Annotated in this window: 20 protein-coding genes; 14 read left to right on the top strand and 6 right to left on the bottom strand. The window is 58.8% G+C overall.

Going from position 1 to position 18,757, the window contains the following annotated elements; translation table 11 throughout:
* Positions 1–21 precede the first annotated feature (21 nt).
* From grxC to ACR0J0_RS18180, 4 genes are all read left to right on the top strand, one after another.
* Entirely contained in the window at positions 22–279 is a 258-nt protein-coding gene (gene grxC / locus ACR0J0_RS18195; RefSeq protein WP_480665444.1) for a glutaredoxin 3, read from the top strand.
* Positions 279–1,109: a carbon-nitrogen hydrolase family protein gene (locus tag ACR0J0_RS18190; protein WP_480665443.1), complete on the top strand. Its 831-nt coding sequence runs from the start codon at positions 279–281 to the stop codon at positions 1,107–1,109. The genes grxC and ACR0J0_RS18190 overlap by 1 nt, the downstream gene beginning before the upstream one ends.
* A gap of 14 nt (positions 1,110–1,123) precedes the next feature.
* The gene (locus tag ACR0J0_RS18185; protein ID WP_239344125.1) at positions 1,124–1,564 is read left to right on the top strand and encodes a MarR family winged helix-turn-helix transcriptional regulator; all 441 of its coding nucleotides are present in this window, start codon (positions 1,124–1,126) and stop codon (positions 1,562–1,564) included.
* A gap of 61 nt (positions 1,565–1,625) precedes the next feature.
* Complete coding sequence (locus ACR0J0_RS18180) at positions 1,626–2,291, top strand: hypothetical protein (protein WP_480665442.1); 666 nt, start codon at positions 1,626–1,628, stop codon at positions 2,289–2,291.
* A gap of 106 nt (positions 2,292–2,397) precedes the next feature.
* On the opposite strand, the gene ubiG is transcribed toward ACR0J0_RS18180, so the two are convergent.
* A complete protein-coding gene (gene ubiG / locus ACR0J0_RS18175) occupies positions 2,398–3,144 on the bottom strand; it encodes a bifunctional 2-polyprenyl-6-hydroxyphenol methylase/3-demethylubiquinol 3-O-methyltransferase UbiG (protein WP_480665441.1) in 747 nt (248 codons plus the stop codon).
* A gap of 48 nt (positions 3,145–3,192) precedes the next feature.
* Between ubiG and pip the strand changes: the two genes are divergently transcribed.
* The 9 genes from pip to ACR0J0_RS18130 all read left to right on the top strand — a co-directional run bounded on the left by pip (position 3,193) and on the right by ACR0J0_RS18130 (position 12,698).
* Positions 3,193–4,170: a prolyl aminopeptidase gene (gene pip / locus ACR0J0_RS18170; protein WP_480665440.1), complete on the top strand. Its 978-nt coding sequence runs from the start codon at positions 3,193–3,195 to the stop codon at positions 4,168–4,170.
* On the top strand, positions 4,167–4,988 hold the full coding sequence (locus ACR0J0_RS18165) for an ABC transporter substrate-binding protein (protein ID WP_480665439.1): 822 nt from the start codon (positions 4,167–4,169) through the stop codon (positions 4,986–4,988). The genes pip and ACR0J0_RS18165 overlap by 4 nt, the downstream gene beginning before the upstream one ends.
* 93 nt (positions 4,989–5,081) lie before the next feature.
* The gene (locus ACR0J0_RS18160; protein WP_480665438.1) at positions 5,082–5,999 is read left to right on the top strand and encodes a hypothetical protein; all 918 of its coding nucleotides are present in this window, start codon (positions 5,082–5,084) and stop codon (positions 5,997–5,999) included.
* 9 nt (positions 6,000–6,008) lie between these two features.
* The gene (locus tag ACR0J0_RS18155) at positions 6,009–6,179 is read left to right on the top strand and encodes a hypothetical protein (protein ID WP_480665437.1); all 171 of its coding nucleotides are present in this window, start codon (positions 6,009–6,011) and stop codon (positions 6,177–6,179) included.
* Between the two features lie 164 nt (positions 6,180–6,343).
* Positions 6,344–6,934, top strand: a complete 591-nt coding sequence (gene rimP / locus ACR0J0_RS18150; RefSeq protein ID WP_480575208.1) for a ribosome maturation factor RimP — start codon at positions 6,344–6,346, stop codon at positions 6,932–6,934.
* Positions 6,934–8,553, top strand: a complete 1,620-nt coding sequence (gene nusA, locus ACR0J0_RS18145) for a transcription termination factor NusA (protein ID WP_480665436.1) — start codon at positions 6,934–6,936, stop codon at positions 8,551–8,553. The genes rimP and nusA overlap by 1 nt, the downstream gene beginning before the upstream one ends.
* Positions 8,554–8,575: 22 nt before the next feature.
* Positions 8,576–9,199 (top strand): RNA-binding protein, encoded by a 624-nt coding sequence (locus tag ACR0J0_RS18140; RefSeq protein WP_480665435.1) that lies wholly within the window; start codon positions 8,576–8,578, stop codon positions 9,197–9,199.
* 8 nt (positions 9,200–9,207) lie between these two features.
* Entirely contained in the window at positions 9,208–11,682 is a 2,475-nt protein-coding gene (infB, locus tag ACR0J0_RS18135; RefSeq protein ID WP_480665434.1) for a translation initiation factor IF-2, read from the top strand.
* Positions 11,683–11,972: 290 nt separating this feature from the next.
* Positions 11,973–12,698 (top strand): class I SAM-dependent methyltransferase, encoded by a 726-nt coding sequence (locus ACR0J0_RS18130; protein ID WP_480665433.1) that lies wholly within the window; start codon positions 11,973–11,975, stop codon positions 12,696–12,698.
* A gap of 51 nt (positions 12,699–12,749) precedes the next feature.
* Here the strand turns inward: ACR0J0_RS18130 and ACR0J0_RS18125 are convergent, their stop codons facing one another.
* The 5 genes from ACR0J0_RS18125 to ACR0J0_RS18105 form a co-directional block, all read right to left on the bottom strand.
* Positions 12,750–13,577 (bottom strand): alpha/beta hydrolase, encoded by an 828-nt coding sequence (locus ACR0J0_RS18125; protein ID WP_480665432.1) that lies wholly within the window; start codon positions 13,575–13,577, stop codon positions 12,750–12,752.
* A gap of 3 nt (positions 13,578–13,580) precedes the next feature.
* Positions 13,581–14,465, bottom strand: a complete 885-nt coding sequence (locus tag ACR0J0_RS18120; RefSeq protein ID WP_480665431.1) for a tryptophan 2,3-dioxygenase — start codon at positions 14,463–14,465, stop codon at positions 13,581–13,583.
* 62 nt (positions 14,466–14,527) lie between these two features.
* Positions 14,528–15,556 carry an L-threonine 3-dehydrogenase gene (gene tdh, locus ACR0J0_RS18115; RefSeq protein WP_480665530.1) on the bottom strand — a complete coding sequence of 343 codons (1,029 nt, stop codon included), beginning with the start codon at positions 15,554–15,556 and terminating at the stop codon, positions 14,528–14,530.
* Positions 15,557–15,570: 14 nt separating this feature from the next.
* Entirely contained in the window at positions 15,571–16,755 is a 1,185-nt protein-coding gene (locus tag ACR0J0_RS18110) for a glycine C-acetyltransferase (RefSeq protein ID WP_480665430.1), read from the bottom strand.
* Positions 16,756–16,865: 110 nt separating this feature from the next.
* Positions 16,866–17,429 (bottom strand): helix-turn-helix domain-containing protein, encoded by a 564-nt coding sequence (locus ACR0J0_RS18105; RefSeq protein WP_480665429.1) that lies wholly within the window; start codon positions 17,427–17,429, stop codon positions 16,866–16,868.
* 118 nt (positions 17,430–17,547) lie between these two features.
* Between ACR0J0_RS18105 and ACR0J0_RS18100 the strand changes: the two genes are divergently transcribed.
* Positions 17,548–18,723 (top strand): acetyl-CoA C-acyltransferase family protein, encoded by a 1,176-nt coding sequence (locus ACR0J0_RS18100; protein ID WP_480665428.1) that lies wholly within the window; start codon positions 17,548–17,550, stop codon positions 18,721–18,723.
* Positions 18,724–18,757 lie beyond the last annotated feature (34 nt).

Below are 18,757 nucleotides of genomic sequence, written 5' to 3'. Positions count from 1 at the left end.
CGAAACGCGAAGGTACGGAATATGAAACCGGTAGAAATCTACACCTCACCGCTCTGCGGCTTTTGTCACGCGGCCAAGCGCTTGCTGAAGCAGAAAGGCGTCGAATTTAAGGAAGTCGACGTGCTGATGCATCCCAAGCGCAAGCCCGAGATGATCCAGCGCGCCGGTGGCAAGCGGACCGTGCCGCAGATCTTTATTGGTACGCAGCATGTAGGTGGTTGCGACGACCTGTATGAGTTGGAGCGCCAGGGCAAGCTGGACAGCCTGCTCGCAGCCTGATGAAAACCGCGCTGCTGCAGATCACCTCGTCGGACGATCCGGCCGAAAATATGGACAGGGTTCGCGCCATGATGGCCGAGGCAGCGGAGCAAGGCGCGCGGTTCATCCTCACGCCCGAGGTGACGAACTGCGTGTCCACCAGCATCACGCGGCAGCACGAAGTCCTGCAGCACGAAGAAGATGACCAGACGCTGGCGGGCCTGCGGGAACGGGCCGCCGCGCTGGGTGTCTGGTTGCTGATTGGCTCTCTTGCGATCAAGACCCATGACGCGGATGGCCGCTTTGCCAATCGATCCTTCATGATCGACCCGCAGGGGCAGATCGTGGCGCGGTACGACAAGATTCACATGTTCGACGTACAGGTCACCGAATCCGAGACCTTCCGCGAATCAAAAAACTACCGACCCGGCAACAAGGCCGTGATTGCCGACACCGATTTCGGCAAAGTCGGGATGACGGTCTGCTACGATGTCCGGTTCCCGCATCTCTATTCAGCATTGGCAAAAGCCGGAGCGCGCATTCTGACGGTCCCGGCAGCCTTTTCGCCGGTGACGGGTGCTGCACACTGGGAATCCCTGCTGCGCGCGCGCGCGATCGAGAACGGCTGCTGGGTACTGGCCCCGGCCCAAACCGGGGAACATCCCAAAACCCGCGGAAAAACGCGCTATACCTACGGCCACAGCATGGTTGTGGCGCCTTGGGGGGACGTCGTCATCGACGCAGGCACCGATCCGGGCATTCACTTTTTCGATTTGGATGATAGTTCTGTGACAGAGGTGCGCAGTCGCGTGCCCTCACTGACTCACGTGCGGCCCTTCGATGGGCCCTGACCCAGAACCGGACTATGACAGACGACACCAATGCCCTCGCGGTTACGCTGTTCAGCGAGATTTTGACCGCAGACCAGCTATTGCGCAACCGGCTGAGCCGGGTGCTGCCCAAGGGCATGGAAATCTCGCACTTCTCGGTGTTGAATCATCTGGTATTCGTCGGGGATGAACGTAGCCCGGCACAACTGGCCAATACGTTCCACGTGACCCGAGGGGCGATGACCAACACTTTGGCCAAGCTGGAATGGGCCGGATACATCCACATCCGCCCCGACTGGGACGACGCCCGCCGCAAGATGGTGGCGATCAGTCCGGCTGGCCGGAGGGCGCGCGATCAGGCGATCTCCTCCATCGCGCCGCTGATCAACCAGGTTGTCGGAGAGCTGGGACTGGAGCGCGTGCGCAGCACCTTGCCGGTGCTGCGGGATTTGCGGTTGCAGTTGGAGGGGGAGTAGAGTTTCTTCCCACTGATTGAGCTGTTCAGGCTGCGTATCAACCCGGGCGGGAAGAAGTGGATTGAGATATTACATAGCCTTGTTCGCTATCATGGCCGCTTTGTTGACAGGTTGCACCAAAAAGGCGGACTGGCATCAGAAAATGGTGCTGTATTTCGACACACCCGACGGTCCCATGACCGCGTCGAGCGTGATCCGGGTGGATTTCACCGGTGCTATGGAATGGGCTGGTGATCTGGATCATGATCACACTGACCTGACAGGTGAAGCAGTGATCGCTGATCTCGGCGGACGGTATTTGTTTGCGTTGATAGAAGAAGACGCAGGCAGGATGATTGTGCGTGCGCTACCTCCAGACAAAAAGGGGCAGTCATTTAAAAGCTCTATTCGCTGGATCAAAAAACAGACCGAGCCCTTAGATTTGCCCATGAAGCTTTGGCCACGATTGGTCACTTACAAAGATGTTAAGAATCCAACTTCGGTTGAACTTGTTGACCCCGCTAATATCGCCGCAGGCTTTGACAATGGTTATTCGCTTAGCAGCGTTACAATTCAGGTGACGGAAGAACCTTTGACTAAAGGGCGTGTTGAGGCGGTGTTGAATAGTGACTTCTTCAGAGACGGAGCCGCAATGAGAAAAGCGGCCTTGGCCCGTGGTTCCAATGACAAATTCTTTGATTCGCTTGCGGCAGAGTTGACTCGAAACAAGTTTATTAGGGAGGAATAAACAGAGCTTGCCGATTAAACTTTAGAAAAGCCCGGCAAGCCTAGGATGGGCTTTTAACCCATCGCTCAAGATCAAAAAAGCTTGCAAGATGGGTTGAAAACACATCTTACCCCGGCTTCACACTCGCCGTCACATAATTCACGCTCAAATCCCGGTCCGAGATCGACCAGCTCCACAAGATCGGGTTGAACACGAATCCCTTGCGGTCCACCGGCTCCAACCCAGCTTGGCGCAATAGGTCGAACAACTCATCGGGGGTGATGAACTTGTTCCATTCATGCGTGCCGCGCGGCAGCCAACGCATGACGACCTCGGCCCCGAAGATGGCCATCGCATAGGATTTCGGATTGCGGTTGATGGTCGAACAGATCAGCAATCCGCCCGGTTTCAGCAAGTCTTGCGATGCGGTCAGAAAGCCAAGGGGGTCGGCCACGTGTTCGACCACCTCCATGTTCAAAACCACGTCAAACTGCTCACCCGCAGCGGCCATGTCCTCGGCAGTGGTGTGGCGATAGTCAATGTCCAACCCGGACTGTTCCGCGTGAATGCGGGCGACGGGAAGGTTGCCCTCGGCGGCATCGGCTCCCACGACCTCGGCCCCCAACCGCGCCATTGGTTCGCTCAGCAACCCGCCGCCGCAGCCGATATCCAGTAAACGAAGACCTTCGAAGGGCTTTGGCGACTTCAAATCGCGATCAAATTCGCCTGCGATCTGCTGTGTGATATAATCCAGACGACAGGGGTTGAGCATGTGCAGCGGTTTGAATTTCCCATGCGGGTCCCACCACTCGGCCGCCATCGCTTCGAATTTTGCGATCTCGGATGGGTCCACCGTGTTCGGATGCGCTTGCATTCCTGTCTCCGTATGCTCTTTTACGTTTAAGGACTATATAGGGCCATAATGGACAAGTACCCGGACCAAAAGCGCGCAGTTCAATATCTGTACCCGCCGATCGATCCTTTTGATCAGCGCATGGTGGATGTGGGCGAAGGCCATCGCATTTATATGGAGCAATGCGGAAATCCCAACGGCATTCCGGTGGTGATTCTGCACGGGGGACCGGGCGGCGGCTGCAGCCCTGCCATGCGGCGCTATTTCGATCCGAACGTCTATCGGGTGATTCTGTTTGATCAGCGCGGATGTGGACGATCGCGCCCGCACGCCTCGGTCACGGACAACACCACCTGGCATCTGGTGGCCGATATCGAACGGTTGCGGACCTTGCTGGACATCGAAGACTGGACCGTTTTCGGCGGCAGCTGGGGGGCGACTCTGGCGCTGGTCTACGCCCAATCTCACCCGGACCGGGTGAACAGGCTGGTGCTGCGCGGTGTATTTCTGGCGACGCAAGCCGAGCTGGACTGGTTCTACGGAGGTGGCGCAGGCAAGTTCTGGCCGGAGCAATGGTCCAAGTTCACAGCTCTGCTGTCCGAAAATGAGCTGAGTGATGCCATCAGCGCTTATAACAAACGTCTGTTCTCGGGCGATCGCGCCACGGAGATTCTGTATGCGCGGGCCTGGTCCAGCTGGGAAAACGCGCTGGCTTCGATCCATTCGCACGGTGCGACCGGTGAAAGTCCGGGTGAATATGCGCGGGCCTTTGCGCGGCTTGAGAATCACTATTTCATCAACAAGGCGTTTCTGGAATGGGACGGTCAGATTCTGGATCAGATGGACCGGATCGCGCATATTCCCGGCCACATCGTGCAAGGACGGTATGACATGATCTGTCCGCCTCAGGCCGCTTGGAACCTGGCCGAGCGCTGGCCGAATGCCGAGCTGAAGATGGTTCGTCAGGCAGGCCACGCCCTGTCCGAACCCGGAATCAGCGCTGAACTTGTCCGCATCATGGACCGTGTGGTAGAGGGCGCATCATGACCCGGATCGACCGCCGAGCTTTGTTTGCATCTGGTGCCGCTGCTGCCCTGCTTGCCGCAACGGGTGCTTCGCTGGCGGATACACCCAAGGTCGGCGGATCGCTGCGTCTGGCGGTGCCGCGCGATGACAGCCTTGAGCAGGTCGCCCGTGGCGCAGTGTTCGATACACTCACCGAAATTGCGCCCGACGGAACCCTGCGGGGTGAGCTGGCCACCGGCTGGCAGACCGACGCGCAGGCCCGTGTCTGGACCTTTGACCTGCGTGATAACGCTGTGTTCCACGATGGTGCCCGTCTGGATTTACAAGATGTGATGGCGGTGCTGGGCGATGTCGGACGGGTCGAAGCATTGGCTGACAACCGCGTGCGGCTGGAGTTGACCGAGGCCAATCCGGGCCTGCCGTTCCTGCTTGCCGACAGCCGATTTGTCATTACCCAAGACGGGCAGGGTGTGACGCCCTTGCAGAATGCAAATGGCACGGGATGCTATCGCGTCGAGCGCGCGGAAGACGATCGCCACTTCTTTGGGCGTCGGATCGCGGGTCACTACAAGGACGGTTCGGCAGGCTGGGCTGAAACCTTGGAGATCATCGTGATTCCCGACGCGCGCGTCCGCGCCGAAGCCTTGCGCGACGGTTATGTGGATATCGCAGCGCTGCCGCATGGTCAGGGGTTGAACGGTCAACGCGGATTGCGCTTTTTCCCAAGCGAAACGGACATGGCGCTGGCCGTTGCCGGGCATGTCGGCATGCCGCGTCAGGTCGGAACGGACCGACCACTGGACGATGGGCGAGTCGCTGAACGGTGGTGGTTGATTTAATCGCCGACAACTCGCCTGACTTCAACTTTGTGCAAATATTTGCTATTGTGTACACTTCATTAGTTTAAATGTTTCGCGAATGGGAGAAGTCCCATGAAGGTCGAAGTATTAAAGAACATAACAATAATCGTTTTATCGGGCGTTCTTGCCTATGTCGCTCTGTTTGCCTTGGAAACGGGCAAAGACGTGACGGTAAAAGTCAGCAAAGACGGCACAATCGTCTTCGATGCCCGCGATGGGCAGTCACTGACCCAACTGCTGGATATCGGGTTTGAAGCTGTTGAGCCAACGCCTGGCGACGACAGCGAAAGCATCGCTCAAAAGGCCTCGGATATGCGGGCTTTGACGCGGACATTGCAGTCGCACGGCTACTATTCGGTGGACGATACGGCGTTGGCTGACCGGATACGAGATCTGGAGAAAGATCATCCTTTGTCGGTCCGGCTCCGCGACGTGTTATATGATCTGGAGGGCCCATTCTCTCTGCCGGGAACCTTGCGCGGGGCTGATTCCCGGATGTGGCAAGCAATTGCCGACCTGTATGACGGGCTAAAGGCCGAACCGCATGACGACAGCCAGCTGTTTGCGACGCTCTACACCAACTTCATCGAACAGGAGACCGTATTCAGCCCTTTCAAGCATGAGGTGACGGCCGAAGGCGTATTGCTGTCTCAGACGGATGGAAGCGGCAAACCGATGGTGTTCACCTGTCCGGACAGCTTTCTGAAACAGGGGATCACCGTTCTGGTCAAATCGACAGGTGGTTCATCCAACATCATGCGCCAGTTCACTTTGAACCAAAACGCGGTTTTTCATTCCTGTGCCGCCCGGACTCCGTTCGAGTTTCTTTCGGGGTCGGAAATGAAGCTGGGGTTGAACCGTGCCGCCTTCGATCAGTTGTTCCCACCCAGGTTGGCGCAGTCCGAACAATTATTGGGTAGGGGGACGTTGTCCGTGATCATCTACCCGCGCAACACGCAACCGGCGCTTTTTGCGTCATCGGCGGAATAGGAGCTTGGAATGAAGGGATTCGTTGTTCTGGCCGCTGCCATCTCAGTGTTAACTGTCGCCCCGACCAGTGCCGCAATGGCACAGAGCAGGCAATGCCTTTTTGACGGCGAAGTTTACGAAGACGGGGATCGCGTTGGCCCTTATGTCTGTGACGATGGCGAGTGGATAATCTCGGAATGATATTGTGATTGCCAAAGCGGGTGCTGTGGGCTTGCAATCTCGCATTTGCGCGGCTATATGGCCGTTAACAGCGGCGTGTCGGGCTACGGTCCGGGGCACCACCGGAAAAGATCGACGGGCCGCGCGCCCGTTTTTTTGTGCCCGGTTGAAGGGTAGAGTACCAGATGACAAACGACCTGATAGCCAAAGCGGCCATTGATCGGCGACTGGCCGAGATCATCACCCCCGTGATCGAGGATCTGGGGTATGAGCTGGTCCGTATCCGCCTGATGAGCGGCAAGCAGACCACGCTGCAGATCATGGCAGACAAGCCCGATGGCGGCATCGAAGTGGATGATTGCGCCGAAATCTCGAACGCAGTCAGCGCCACGCTGGATGTCGAGGACCCGATCCTCGACGCCTATACGCTTGAGGTATCCAGCCCCGGTATCGACCGTCCTTTGACGCGCCTCAAAGACTTCGAGACCTTTGAGGGGTATGAGGCCAAGGTTGAAACGGCTGAACTGATCGATGGCCGCCGCCGCTTCAAAGGCGAACTGGCCGGGATCGAAGGGGATGAGGTTCTGATCAATATCCCGGAAGGGGACGAGACGATTACCATCGGTCTTCAATTCGACTGGCTGAGTGATGCCAAGCTGGTCCTGACCGATGACCTGATCAAGGAAATGCTGCGCCAGCGCAAAGACGCCGGTGCCCTGAACGAAAACGCTTTCGACGAGATTGAGACCGAAGGGTCCGAAGAGGAGACGAACTGATGGCAATCACCTCAGCCAACCAGCTGGAGCTGCTGCAGACCGCCGAGGCCGTGGCCCGCGAAAAGATGATCGACCCCGGTCTGGTTGTCGAAGCGATGGAGGAATCGCTCGCCCGCGCCGCCAAGAGCCGCTACGGCGCGGAAATGGACATCCGCGTTTCCATCGACCGCAAGACCGGAAAGGCGACCTTCACCCGCGTCCGCACCGTGGTTGAGGATGAAGAGCTGGAGAACTATCAGTCCGAGATGACCGTCGAGCAAGCCAAGCAGTACATGGAAGCTCCCGAAGTTGGCGATGTCTTCGTCGAAGAGGTTCCGCCGGTTGAAATGGGCCGTATTGCTGCTCAATCCGCCAAGCAGGTGATCCTGCAGAAGGTTCGCGAAGCCGAGCGTGATCGTCAATACGAAGAATTCAAGGATCGCGCGGGCACCATCATCAACGGTGCGGTCAAGCGCGAAGAATTTGGTAATGTCATCGTCGACCTGGGCGGTGCCGAGGCTGTTCTGCGCCGCAATGACAAGATCGGTCGCGAAAGCTATCGCCCGAATGACCGCGTGCGTGCGTACATCAAGGAAGTCCGCCGCGAAGTGCGTGGCCACCAGATCTTCCTGTCGCGCACCGCGCCGGAATTCATGGCCGAGCTGTTCAAGATGGAAGTGCCGGAAATTTATGACGGCATCATTGAGGTCAAAGCTGTGGCCCGTGACCCCGGCTCGCGCGCGAAGATCGCTGTAATTTCTTATGATGGCTCGATCGACCCCGTCGGTGCCTGTGTAGGTATGCGCGGTAGCCGCGTGCAGGCCGTTGTGAACGAGCTGCAGGGTGAAAAGATCGACATCATCCCGTGGAACGAAGATCAGCCGACCTTCCTGGTGAACGCGCTGCAGCCCGCCGAGGTCTCCAAGGTGGTTCTGGACGAAGAAGCCGGCAAGATCGAAGTGGTTGTTCCGGAAGAGCAGCTTTCGCTGGCCATCGGTCGCCGCGGCCAGAACGTGCGTCTGGCCAGCCAGTTGACCGGTCTGGATATCGACATCATGACCGAAGCCGAAGAATCAGCACGTCGTCAGAAGGAATTCGAAGCCCGTACCAAGCTGTTCATGGACAGTCTGGATCTGGACGAGTTCTTCGCGCAGCTGCTGGTCTCGGAAGGGTTCACCAACCTCGAAGAGGTTGCCTATGTCGAGATTGACGAACTTCTGGTCATCGACGGCGTCGACGAAGGCACCGCGCAAGAGCTGCAAACTCGTGCACGCGAGTTCCTTGAGGCTCAGGCCAAGGCCGCACTGGAAAGCGCCCGTTCACTGGGTGCCGAAGACAGCCTTATTGAATTCGAAGGCCTGACACCCCAGATGGTTGAGGCACTGGCCAAGGACGATGTAAAGACTCTGGAAGACTTCGCCACCTGCGCCGACTGGGAACTGGCCGGTGGTTGGACCACGGTCGACGGCCAGCGAATCAAGGATGACGGTGTACTCGAACCATTCGGCGTTTCGCTGGAAGAAGCGCAGGATTTGGTCATGACCGCCCGTGTCATGCTGGGCTGGGTCGATCCGGCTGAGCTGGAACAGGCCGAAGAAGACGTTGACGGTGAAGTTGCCGAAGAGGAGGCCGAGGCCTGATTTCAGGCCTCGGGTGGCGCATATGGGTCGCGGTGGTATCCATAAGGATCGGTCCGAAGGACCTGAACGCAAGTGCATCGCCACGGGCGAAGTTCAACCGAAATTTGGGTTGATCCGCTTTGTGACGGGACCGGACGGTCAGGTCTTTCCGGATGTCGCGGCGAAGCTGCCGGGGCGTGGTGTCTATGTTGCTGCGGATCGCAGCGCCTTGGACAAGGCCGTTGGTAAGAAGCTGTTTGCGCGAGGTTTTAAGGCGCAAGTAAGCGTGCCAAGGGATCTGGCGGATGAAGTGGAACGTCAGGTTGCGCGCCGTGTGATCGAGTTGCTGAGCCTTGCGCGCAAGTCCGGCGATGCGGTCGCCGGATATGAAAAGGTCAAAACGTGGCTGGACCGGGAAGAGGCCCAGGTGCTGATACAGGCCTCTGATGGATCGGGACGCGGCAAGTCGAAACTGAGTACGCCGCATTTCGGAAAATACATCGGTTGGCTGACTGCGGACGAGTTAGGACAGGCATTTGGGCGCCAAACGGTGATTCATGCGGCCTTGGCCTCTGGTGGACTCGCCAAACGTGTTGTAGAGGAAGCGCAGCGCCTGCGTGGCTTGCGCGAAACGGATGACGGCGGCAGGGGCCGCGCGGAAGGGTAAGAAGCTTTATGAGCGATAATGACGGCAAAAAGACATTGGGTCTTCGTGGCGGGGCACGTCCCGGAAATGTGAAACAGAGTTTCAGCCACGGACGCACCAAGAATGTCGTGGTGGAAACCAAACGCAAACGCGTGGTGGTTCCCAAGCCGGGCGCCGGCAAACCGGGTGGCGGAGCAACGCCCTCGGGTGATCCGTCGCGTCGCCCTGCGGGTATCTCTGACGCGGAAATGGCACGCCGGATGAAGGCGTTGCAGGCCGCCAAGGCCCGCGAGGCCGAAGAGGCCGCTGCGCGCGAAGCCGCGGAAAAGGCGCGTGAAGAAGAGCGCGCCCGCCGCCGTGCGGAACAAGAGGCCAAGGAACGCGAACAGCGTGAGGCCGAAGAACGTGCACGCGCCAAGGCCGAAGAAGAAGAACGCAAGCGCAAAGAAGCGGAAGAAGCCGCCAAACACGCTGCTGCAGCGCCTGCACCGGAAGAGCCCAAAGCGGCCCGCACCCCGGCAAGTAAACCTGCACCGGCTGCAACTCCGCGCAAACAGGACCGCGAACGCGAACAGCGTGGTCGTGGCAAGGGTCGTGACGACAACCGTCGCTCGGGCAAGCTGACACTTGGTCAGGCGACCGGTGGCGAAGGCAACCGTCAACGCTCGATGGCGTCGATGAAGCGCAAGCAGGAGCGCGCGCGTCAGAAGGCCATGGGCGGCCCGGTCGAGCGGGAAAAGGTGATCCGCGACGTTCAACTGCCCGAGGCGATCATGGTCTCGGAGCTGGCCAACCGTATGGCCGAGCGTGTGGCTGACGTTGTCAAATCGCTGATGCAGATGGGCATGATGGTCACGCAGAACCAGACCATCGACGCCGATACTGCCGAGCTGATCATCGAAGAATTTGGCCACAAGGTGACTCGCGTCTCTGATTCGGACGTGGAAGACGTCATCAAAGAGGTCGAAGACGACGAAGGCGATCTGCAGCCGCGTCCGCCGGTCATCACCATCATGGGCCACGTTGACCACGGTAAGACCTCGCTACTGGATGCGATCCGCGACGCGCGCGTTGTGGCGGGGGAGGCCGGTGGCATCACCCAGCATATCGGCGCCTATCAGGTGAAAACCGATGGCGGCACCACGCTGACCTTCCTGGACACGCCGGGCCACGCGGCCTTTACGTCGATGCGTTCGCGCGGTGCTCAGGTCACGGATATCGTGGTTCTGGTTGTTGCCGCAGACGACGCGGTGATGCCGCAGACGATCGAGGCGATCAACCACGCGAAAGCGGCCGGTGTGCCGATGATCGTGGCGATCAACAAGGTCGACAAGCCGGATGCAAACCCGGACAAGGTCCGCACCGATCTTCTGCAACACGAAGTGATCGTTGAGAAAATGTCGGGTGAGGTTCAGGACGTCGAAGTGTCCGCCATCACCGGCCAGGGTCTGGACGAGTTGCTGGAAGCCATCGCGCTGCAGGCCGAAATCCTTGAACTGAAAGCCAACCCGAACCGCGCCGCCCAAGGTGCTGTGATCGAAGCACAGCTGGATGTGGGTCGTGGTCCTGTGGCCACCGTTCTGGTTCAGAACGGCACGCTGCATCAGGGTGACATCTTCGTTGTGGGTGAGCAGTACGGTAAGGTTCGTGCGCTGATCAACGACAAAGGCGAACGCGTCAAGGAAGCTGGCCCCTCGGTTCCGGTCGAGGTTCTGGGTCTGAACGGCACGCCCGAGGCCGGTGACGTTCTGAACGTGACCGAGACCGAAGCGCAAGCCCGCGAGATCGCCGAATATCGCGAACAGGCCGCCAAGGACAAACGCGCCGCCGCCGGTGCCGCGACCACACTTGAGCAACTGATGCAGAAGGCCAAGGAAGATGAAAACGTCACCGAGCTGCCGATTCTGATGAAAGCGGACGTGCAAGGGTCCGCCGAAGCCATCGTTCAGGCGATGGAGAAGATCGGCAATGACGAAGTGCGCGTGCGCGTTCTGCACTCGGGTGTTGGTGCGATTACTGAGACAGACGTTGGTCTTGCCGAAGCCTCAGGCGCGCCGATCTTCGGGTTCAACGTCCGTGCCAACGCGTCGGCGCGGAATACCGCGAACCAGAAGGGCGTCGAGATTCGCTACTACTCAGTGATCTATGACCTCGTGGACGACGTGAAAGCCGCCGCTTCCGGCCTGCTGAGCGCCGAGATCCGTGAGAAGTTCATCGGTTACGCAGAGATCCGAGAAGTCTTCAAGGTCACTGGCGTTGGCAAGGTTGCCGGCTGCCTGGTTACCGAAGGCGTTGCCCGCCGTTCCGCAGGCGTCCGTCTGCTGCGCGACAACGTGGTGATCCACGAAGGCACGCTGAAGACGCTGAAGCGCTTCAAGGACGAAGTGGCCGAGGTTCAGTCGGGTCAGGAATGCGGTATGGCGTTCGAAAACTACGACGATATCCGCGCCGGCGACGTAATCGAAATCTTCGAGCGCGAAGAGGTCACACGTACGCTGGACTGATTTGGTACAGCATGGAAACAGAAATAAGCGGCTCTTCGGGGCCGCTTTTTTTGTGGGATACCTACATGCCCCGGCAGTCCGAATCCTTCAAACATTCAGGGTGTTGACCAACGGGCGACGCCTGACCTGCGCGGGGCGAGAATAGCCGAGAAATGTGCTAAGCTTGCAAATGGTGCCGGAAAGGACAGCCGATGGCGGAAGCAGATAGTTTCGCGGCGCTTGAAAAGCGCGAGTGATCGGATGCGCATGTTGCGCGATCCTACGCTCAGACTTTCGCCCGGGCCGCCAACATGGTGGTTCCCCATCTCATCGCGGCAGTTGCATCCGGACCGGGCACCAAATCGCTCGACCTGTGCTGCGGACATGGCAATGTGACCGCTGGACTGGTTCGCGACGGGGCAAACGCAATTGGTGTCGATTTCTCGCCAGCTATGCTCGCAATGGCGCGGGACGCGGTGCCCGGGGCGCGATTTGTAGAGGGCGACGCGATGGGCCTGGATTTCGATGATGAAGAATTTGACACCGTTACCATCGGGTTCGGCATTCCGCATGTCCCCGATCCTCTGGCGGTCTTTGAAGAGGCCCGTCGCGTTTTGCGCCCCGGGGGAAAACTGGCTTTCTCAGTCTGGTGTGGACCCGAGGTAGATTCCGCGCTCGGGTATGTCTTTGATGCAATTGCAGAGCACGGCCACCCTGATATCACATTACCGCCCGTGCCTGGTGCGAACGACTACGCAGACCCTGCGCTGTCCTTTCCGGCCCTGTCTACCGCCGGGTTTGAGGATTTCTCAATTGTAACGGTCGATTCGATGTGGCGCGTGGACGACCCTGGTGCGCCCTTTGAGTTTTTCGCGAAGGCACCGCGCGCGGGGGGGGGCTTGTTGCGCCCGCAGCCGGAAGAATACGCCTCTGCAATCCGCAAGTCTGTCATTGACCGGGTGCTGGAAAAGCATGGAACCGGGCCAATCTGGGATGTGCCGATCCCTTCCGTCGTGACGAAGGCCGTGGCGGCCTAGCCGCTCAGAGAACACTGAAACACGGTTGCGGGTCTTTCGTGCGGTAAAGAATTACTGCGACGCGGGTAGGAAGGTGCCGGGATGCAGGATGATATCGAAATGATGCATGCCCTTTTTCAGGTCGAAACTGACCGAGTGTCCGCCCTTGCGCAGCAATTCCGCATAGTCCCGGCTTTGACGGATGAATTCGGGCGTGTCACGCTCGGCCACTGTCACGTGATAGCGCGAGCCGGGGGTGGGCAGATGCAGGATTGGGGACAGATCATGCACTTCGACTGGGGTCAGTTGCAGAGGGTCGTTTACCGATGTCTGGCTGATAGGCTCTAAGTCATAGATACCACTGATCAGAATCACATCGCGCACGCGTAATCCTGCGCGGGCCAATGCATCGGCCGAGGTCGCCATGACCATTGCCGCCAGATGCGCCCCGGCGCTGTGTCCCGACAGTGTGACGCGGGATGGATCGAACCCCAGATCAGGCGCGTTGGCTGCCAACCACAGTAAGGCGTCGCGGCATTCATCGATCATGTCGCCAATCCGTGCATCCGGGGCCAGCGTGTAATTCAGGGTCGCAAAGGACTGTTCGGCCTCAACCAATGCCGGGGCCATAATCGCCGATTCTCGCTGACTTAGAGCCTGCCAATAGCCGCCGTGAATAAAGACATGCAGCGGCGCGCCCGCACCTTTCGCAGGAAAGAAATCCAATACCTGCGCCGTAGGCTCACCGTACGAGACGTTCCCGATCACCTCCATCTGTGCCCGATGTTGCGCGCTGAGTGCGGCGTAGCTTTCCAGATATGGGGTCAAGTCGCCGCCGATCATCGAACTGGGCGCGTATTCCCGTTCCAACTCGTCCTGAGAAAATCCACGGTACAGCATCACTTACTCCTGTTCGGCATACATCAGTTCGGTGCGCATGTCGTAGAGATCATGGAAGAATCGCAAATCCAAGGCTTTACGTAAGACGGACACGCCACTGGAACCGCCGGTGCCCGGCTGGTTGCCGATCACGCGTTCCACCGCCGTGACGTGATCAAAGCGCCAACGCTGGAACAGCGATTCTACGTCCATAAGCTTTTCTGCCAGCGCATAAAAATCCCAGTGTTTCTCGGTGTTTTGGAACACCTGAACCCATATTTTCACGATGCGCGGATCGCCGGAATAGGGCTGCGCAAAGTCGCGATCGAGTAGTTCCCGCGGCACGTCAAACCCTTGGCGGGCCAGCATGAACAGCACCTCGTCATACAGCGATGGTTTGGTCAGGGCGGCGTTCAGCATCTCCATGACCTCGGGATCATGTTCATGAACCTTCAGGGTCGAGGCGTCCTTGTTGCCCAGAATGAACTCAATCTGGCGATAGCCATAGCTCTGAAAGCCAGAGGAACTGCCCAAGGCCTGCCGAAAGGTCATGTAGTCGGCGGGGGTCATGGTCAGCAACGTTTCCCACGCGGCGATCAATTGCCGCTGGATCGCCTTGATCCGGTCGAGATTTTTCATCGCCTGACCAAAATCGTCCTGTTGCAGGAACCGGCGCACCTCGAGCAATTGGTGGTGCATCAGTTTCAGCCACAGCTCACTGACCTGATGGATGATGATGAACAACATCTCATCCGGTTGAGCCGGGTCCTGAAAGGTCTTTTGCAGGTTCAGCAGGGTCTTAAGCTGAAGGAAATCGCCATAGCTGTTGCGATGGGCTTCTGCGAAATCGGTAACCAGCGAGTCCTCGATCCCGCGCTCCTGAAACCTGTCTTCTTTTTTGTCACCCATTTGCCCCTCCAACGCCTGAGTTCACCCCTGTTTAGGGGCTGAACCGGCGCAGTTCCAGAGCATCAGGTCCAGTCCAGAACGACCTTGCCGGATTGACCCGATTTCATAGCCGCAAAGCCTTCGGCAAAATCATCGACACCGAAGCGGTGAGTGATCACCCGGCTCACGTCCAGACCGTTCTGCAGCATGGCGATCATCTTGTACCAGGTCTCAAACATCTCTCGGCCGTAAACGCCTTTGATGGTGATTGCCTTGAACACGATACGGGACCAATCGACCGGAGATTTTCCGGGCGGAATGCCCAGCAAAGCGATCTTGCCGCCCATCACAAGCGCCTCGACCATCTGGTCCAGCGCGATTTGCGAACCGGACATTTCAAGGCCAACGTCAAAGCCTTCTTTCATGCCCAGTTCCGCGATCACGTCCTGCAGGTCTTCTTTGCTGACATCGACCGTCCGTACCGTTGGTACCACATGTTCGGCAAGCGTCAGGCGATCGGGGTTGATATCCGTTATTACCACATGCCGGGCGCCGGCATGGCGCGCAACGGCGGCGGCCATGATCCCGATAGGGCCTGCGCCGGTTATCAGAACGTCTTCGCCCAGCAGATCAAAGCTGAGCGCGGTGTGAACGGCGTTGCCCAACGGGTCGAGTATCGCGCCGATCTCATCAGGCACATCATCAGGCAATGGTACTACGTTGAAAGCGGGCAGTTTCAGGTACTGGGCAAAAGCGCCCTGTTCGTTCACGCCGATCCCGCGAGTGCCGGGGTCGAGGTGGAACTTCCCGGCGCGGCTCTGGCGGCTGTCGGTGGTGATCAGATGACCCTCGCCTGAACAGCGCTGACCGATCTCAAGACCGGACACGTTGCGGCCAATCTCGACGATCTCACCTGCGAATTCGTGGCCGGTGATCATCGGGATTGGCACCGTGGCTGCGGCCCACTCATCCCAGTTCCAGATATGAATATCCGTCCCGCAGATGCCGGTTTTGTTGATGCGGATCAGAACTTCGTCCGCGTTGATATCAGGCACCGGGGCCTGGACCATCCACAGGCCTTCCTCAGGCTTGGATTTCTCAAGGGCTTTCATCGTGTTGGGTCGCATCAGATCACTCCCAGTTCCTTGCCGACCTTCCCAAAGGCCGCCAGTGCACGGTCCAATTCGCCTTTTGTTAGAGCCGCATTCATCTGCGTTCTGATCCGCGCTTGCCCGCGCGGGACGACGGGGAAGAAGAAGCCCGAAACATAGACACCCTCATCGAACAGACGGGATGCCATCTCCTGCGCCAGCGTTGCTTCACCCAGCATGACAGGGATGATCGGATGTTCACCCGGCAGCAGGTCGAAGCCCAGCTTCTCAAGCCCCGCGCGCCAGTATTTGGCATTACCGAACAGTTGGGCGCGCAGCATATCGCCCTCTTCGACCAAACGGATCGCCTCAATACCTGCGGCGACGATGGATGGCGGCAGCGAGTTTGAGAACAGATAGGGCCGCGCCCGCTGCCGCAGCAGATCGATCACTGGCTGCGGCCCGGCGATATAACCGCCGATTGCCCCCCCAAGTGCCTTGCCCAAAGTCCCTGTCAGGATGTCCACATCGACACCGAAATGATCCGGTGTGCCCGCGCCGTTTGGCCCCATGAAGCCTGTGGCGTGGCAGTCATCCACCATGACGATGGCGTCGTATTTGTCGGCCAGTTCCCGGATTTTGGGCAGGTTGGCCAGATAGCCGTCCATCGAGAATACACCATCGGTGGCGATCATGATGTGCCGTGCGCCATCCTCGCGCGCCTGTTTCAACCAGGCTTCGAGGTCGTTCATGTCATTGTTCAGATAGCGATAGCGTTTCGCCTTGCACAACCGCACCCCGTCGATGATCGAGGCGTGGTTCAGACTGTCCGAGATGATGGCGTCTTCCGGCCCTAACAAGGGCTCAAACAGTCCGCCATTGGCATCGAAACAGGCGGCGAACAGGATCGAATCGTCCTTGTTCAGGAACCCTGCCAACCTCTGCTCAAGCTCACGGTGAATGTCCTGCGTGCCGCAGATGAAGCGGACCGAGGCCATGCCGAACCCCTTGGGCTCCATCGCGCCTTTGGCGGCGTCTATCAGGGCAGGGTGGTCGGCCAGACCCAGATAGTTGTTGGCGCACAGGTTGATCACCTGTTTGTCGCCCACCGTAATCTCACCGCCCTGAGGCGAGGTGATCATTCGTTCGCGTTTATACAGACCCTCAGATTCGATCTGCGCGAGGGTGTCCGTGATGTGGGACAGGAATGCATCAGCCATGGCGGTCTCCGTTTGTCTGAGTCGCATATCTAACATAACGGACGTAATTCCCAAATGGGGGAATTACAATATACGAGAAAAAAATCCGTGAAGGCGGATTTTTGCCGGCGTCAGGCGTTTTTTACAATCAGGAAGACCCGCGCAGGCCCATTGGCGATGATCGAATGCGCGACATCTGCCGCATAGCGTGCGGTGTCACCCTGCTGCATGTCACTGACAGCAGTTCCAGAGGTCACGCGTACGGCGCCTTCCAGCACAGTCAGTTGCTCTCTTGCTCCACGAGCATGGGGCTGGCTGTTCAGGGCGCCGTCTTTGTCGAATTCAATGTCGTAGACCTCGTGACCACCCGCCTCTTCGGGTGGCGACAGAATGCGAATCCGGCAATTCTGGCCCATGTTGTCGATGCTGGGCACTTCGGATTTCCTGAGAACCTCGATCTGGTCCGCGCTGTTCGCTTCTTCCAGCAGCCCGGCGAAATCGACCTGCAAGGCGCGGGTCAGGTTCCACAGGGTCGAAATCGTCGGGCTGCTTTCGCCCCGTTCGATCTGGCTGACCATGGATCGGGATACACCGCTGAGGTTTGCAACGGCTTCAAGCGACAGGCCCTTGGCGCGGCGTGCCTCTTTCAGGCGAGCAGGCAGGCGTGTCAGGATATCGTCTGAGTTTTCCGTCATGACGGAATCTCATGCGCTTTTGACCTGCGGATGTCAATTCTGCTTGTGACGGTACGTTCCATGGGACAGCCTGATGCCGCAGATGCATAGTTCCGCCAAACCCCAGAGGAGAAGAGACATGAAAGACATCGTGATTCTTGATGGTGCCCGCACCGCGATCGGCACGTTTGGCGGGGCGCTGGCGTCAACCGCACCGATTGATCTTGCAACCGTCGTGACCGAGGCGGCGATGGAGAAGTCCGGGGTCGAGGCGGCCCAGATCGGCAACGTGGTTTTTGGTCATGTCATTAACACCGAACCGCGTGACATGTATTTGTCCCGTGCAGCCGCAAAACAGGCGGGCATTCCGAACGAGACTCCAGCGATGAACGTAAACCGGTTGTGCGGGTCGGGGGCTCAGGCGATTGTTTCCGCCGTGCAGTCACTAATGCTGGGCGATGCAGAGTTCGCCGTGGCTGGCGGCGCGGAAAGCATGTCGCGCAGCCCGTACATCGTTCCTCAGGCGCGCTGGGGTGCCAAAATGGGCGATGTCACGTCTTTGGACATGATGCTGGGCGCGCTGAACTGCCCCTTTGGCACCGGCCATATGGGGGTGACGGCTGAAAACGTGGCTGACGAACATCAGGTCACTCGCGAACAGATGGACGAGTTTGCCCTGACCAGCCAGACCCGCGCAGCAGCGGCCATCGAGTCGGGCTATTTCCAAAGCCAGATCGCCCCGGTTCAGGTCAAAGTAAAGCGCGACATGGTCGATTTCATGGTCGACGAGCACCCGAAAAAGACCTCGGTTGAGGCTCTGGCTGGTCTGCGTCCGGCATTCAAGAAAGACGGACGCGTGACTGCCGGTAACGCGTCGGGGATCAATGACGGTGCGGCAGCGATGGTACTCGCTACGGCGGAGGCTGCGGAAAAAGCGGGTCTTAAACCCAAGGCGCGCATTCTGGGTTATGGCCACGCAGGTGTCCGCCCCGAGGTCATGGGGATCGGACCGGTGCCCGCCGTGCAGAACCTTATGGCGCGTACTGGCCTGACCGTGGACGACTTTGACGTGATTGAAAGCAACGAAGCCTTCGCTTCTCAGGCATTGGCTGTGAACAAAGAGCTGGGTTTGGACGCCGGCAAGGTGAATCCGAACGGTGGCGCGATCGCCTTGGGTCATCCGGTCGGAGCGACGGGCGCGATCATCACATTGAAGGCGCTGTATGAGTTGGAGCGCATTGGTGGATCCAAAGGGTTGGTCACCATGTGCATCGGCGGCGGACAGGGTATTGCCATCGCGTTCGAGCGGCTCTGATCCCCACCGGAGCAGGGGGGCTGTCTGCCCCCCA

Source organism: Ruegeria sp. BF12, from assembly GCF_056538705.1.
This window is presented reverse-complemented; position numbering and strand designations above follow the sequence as displayed.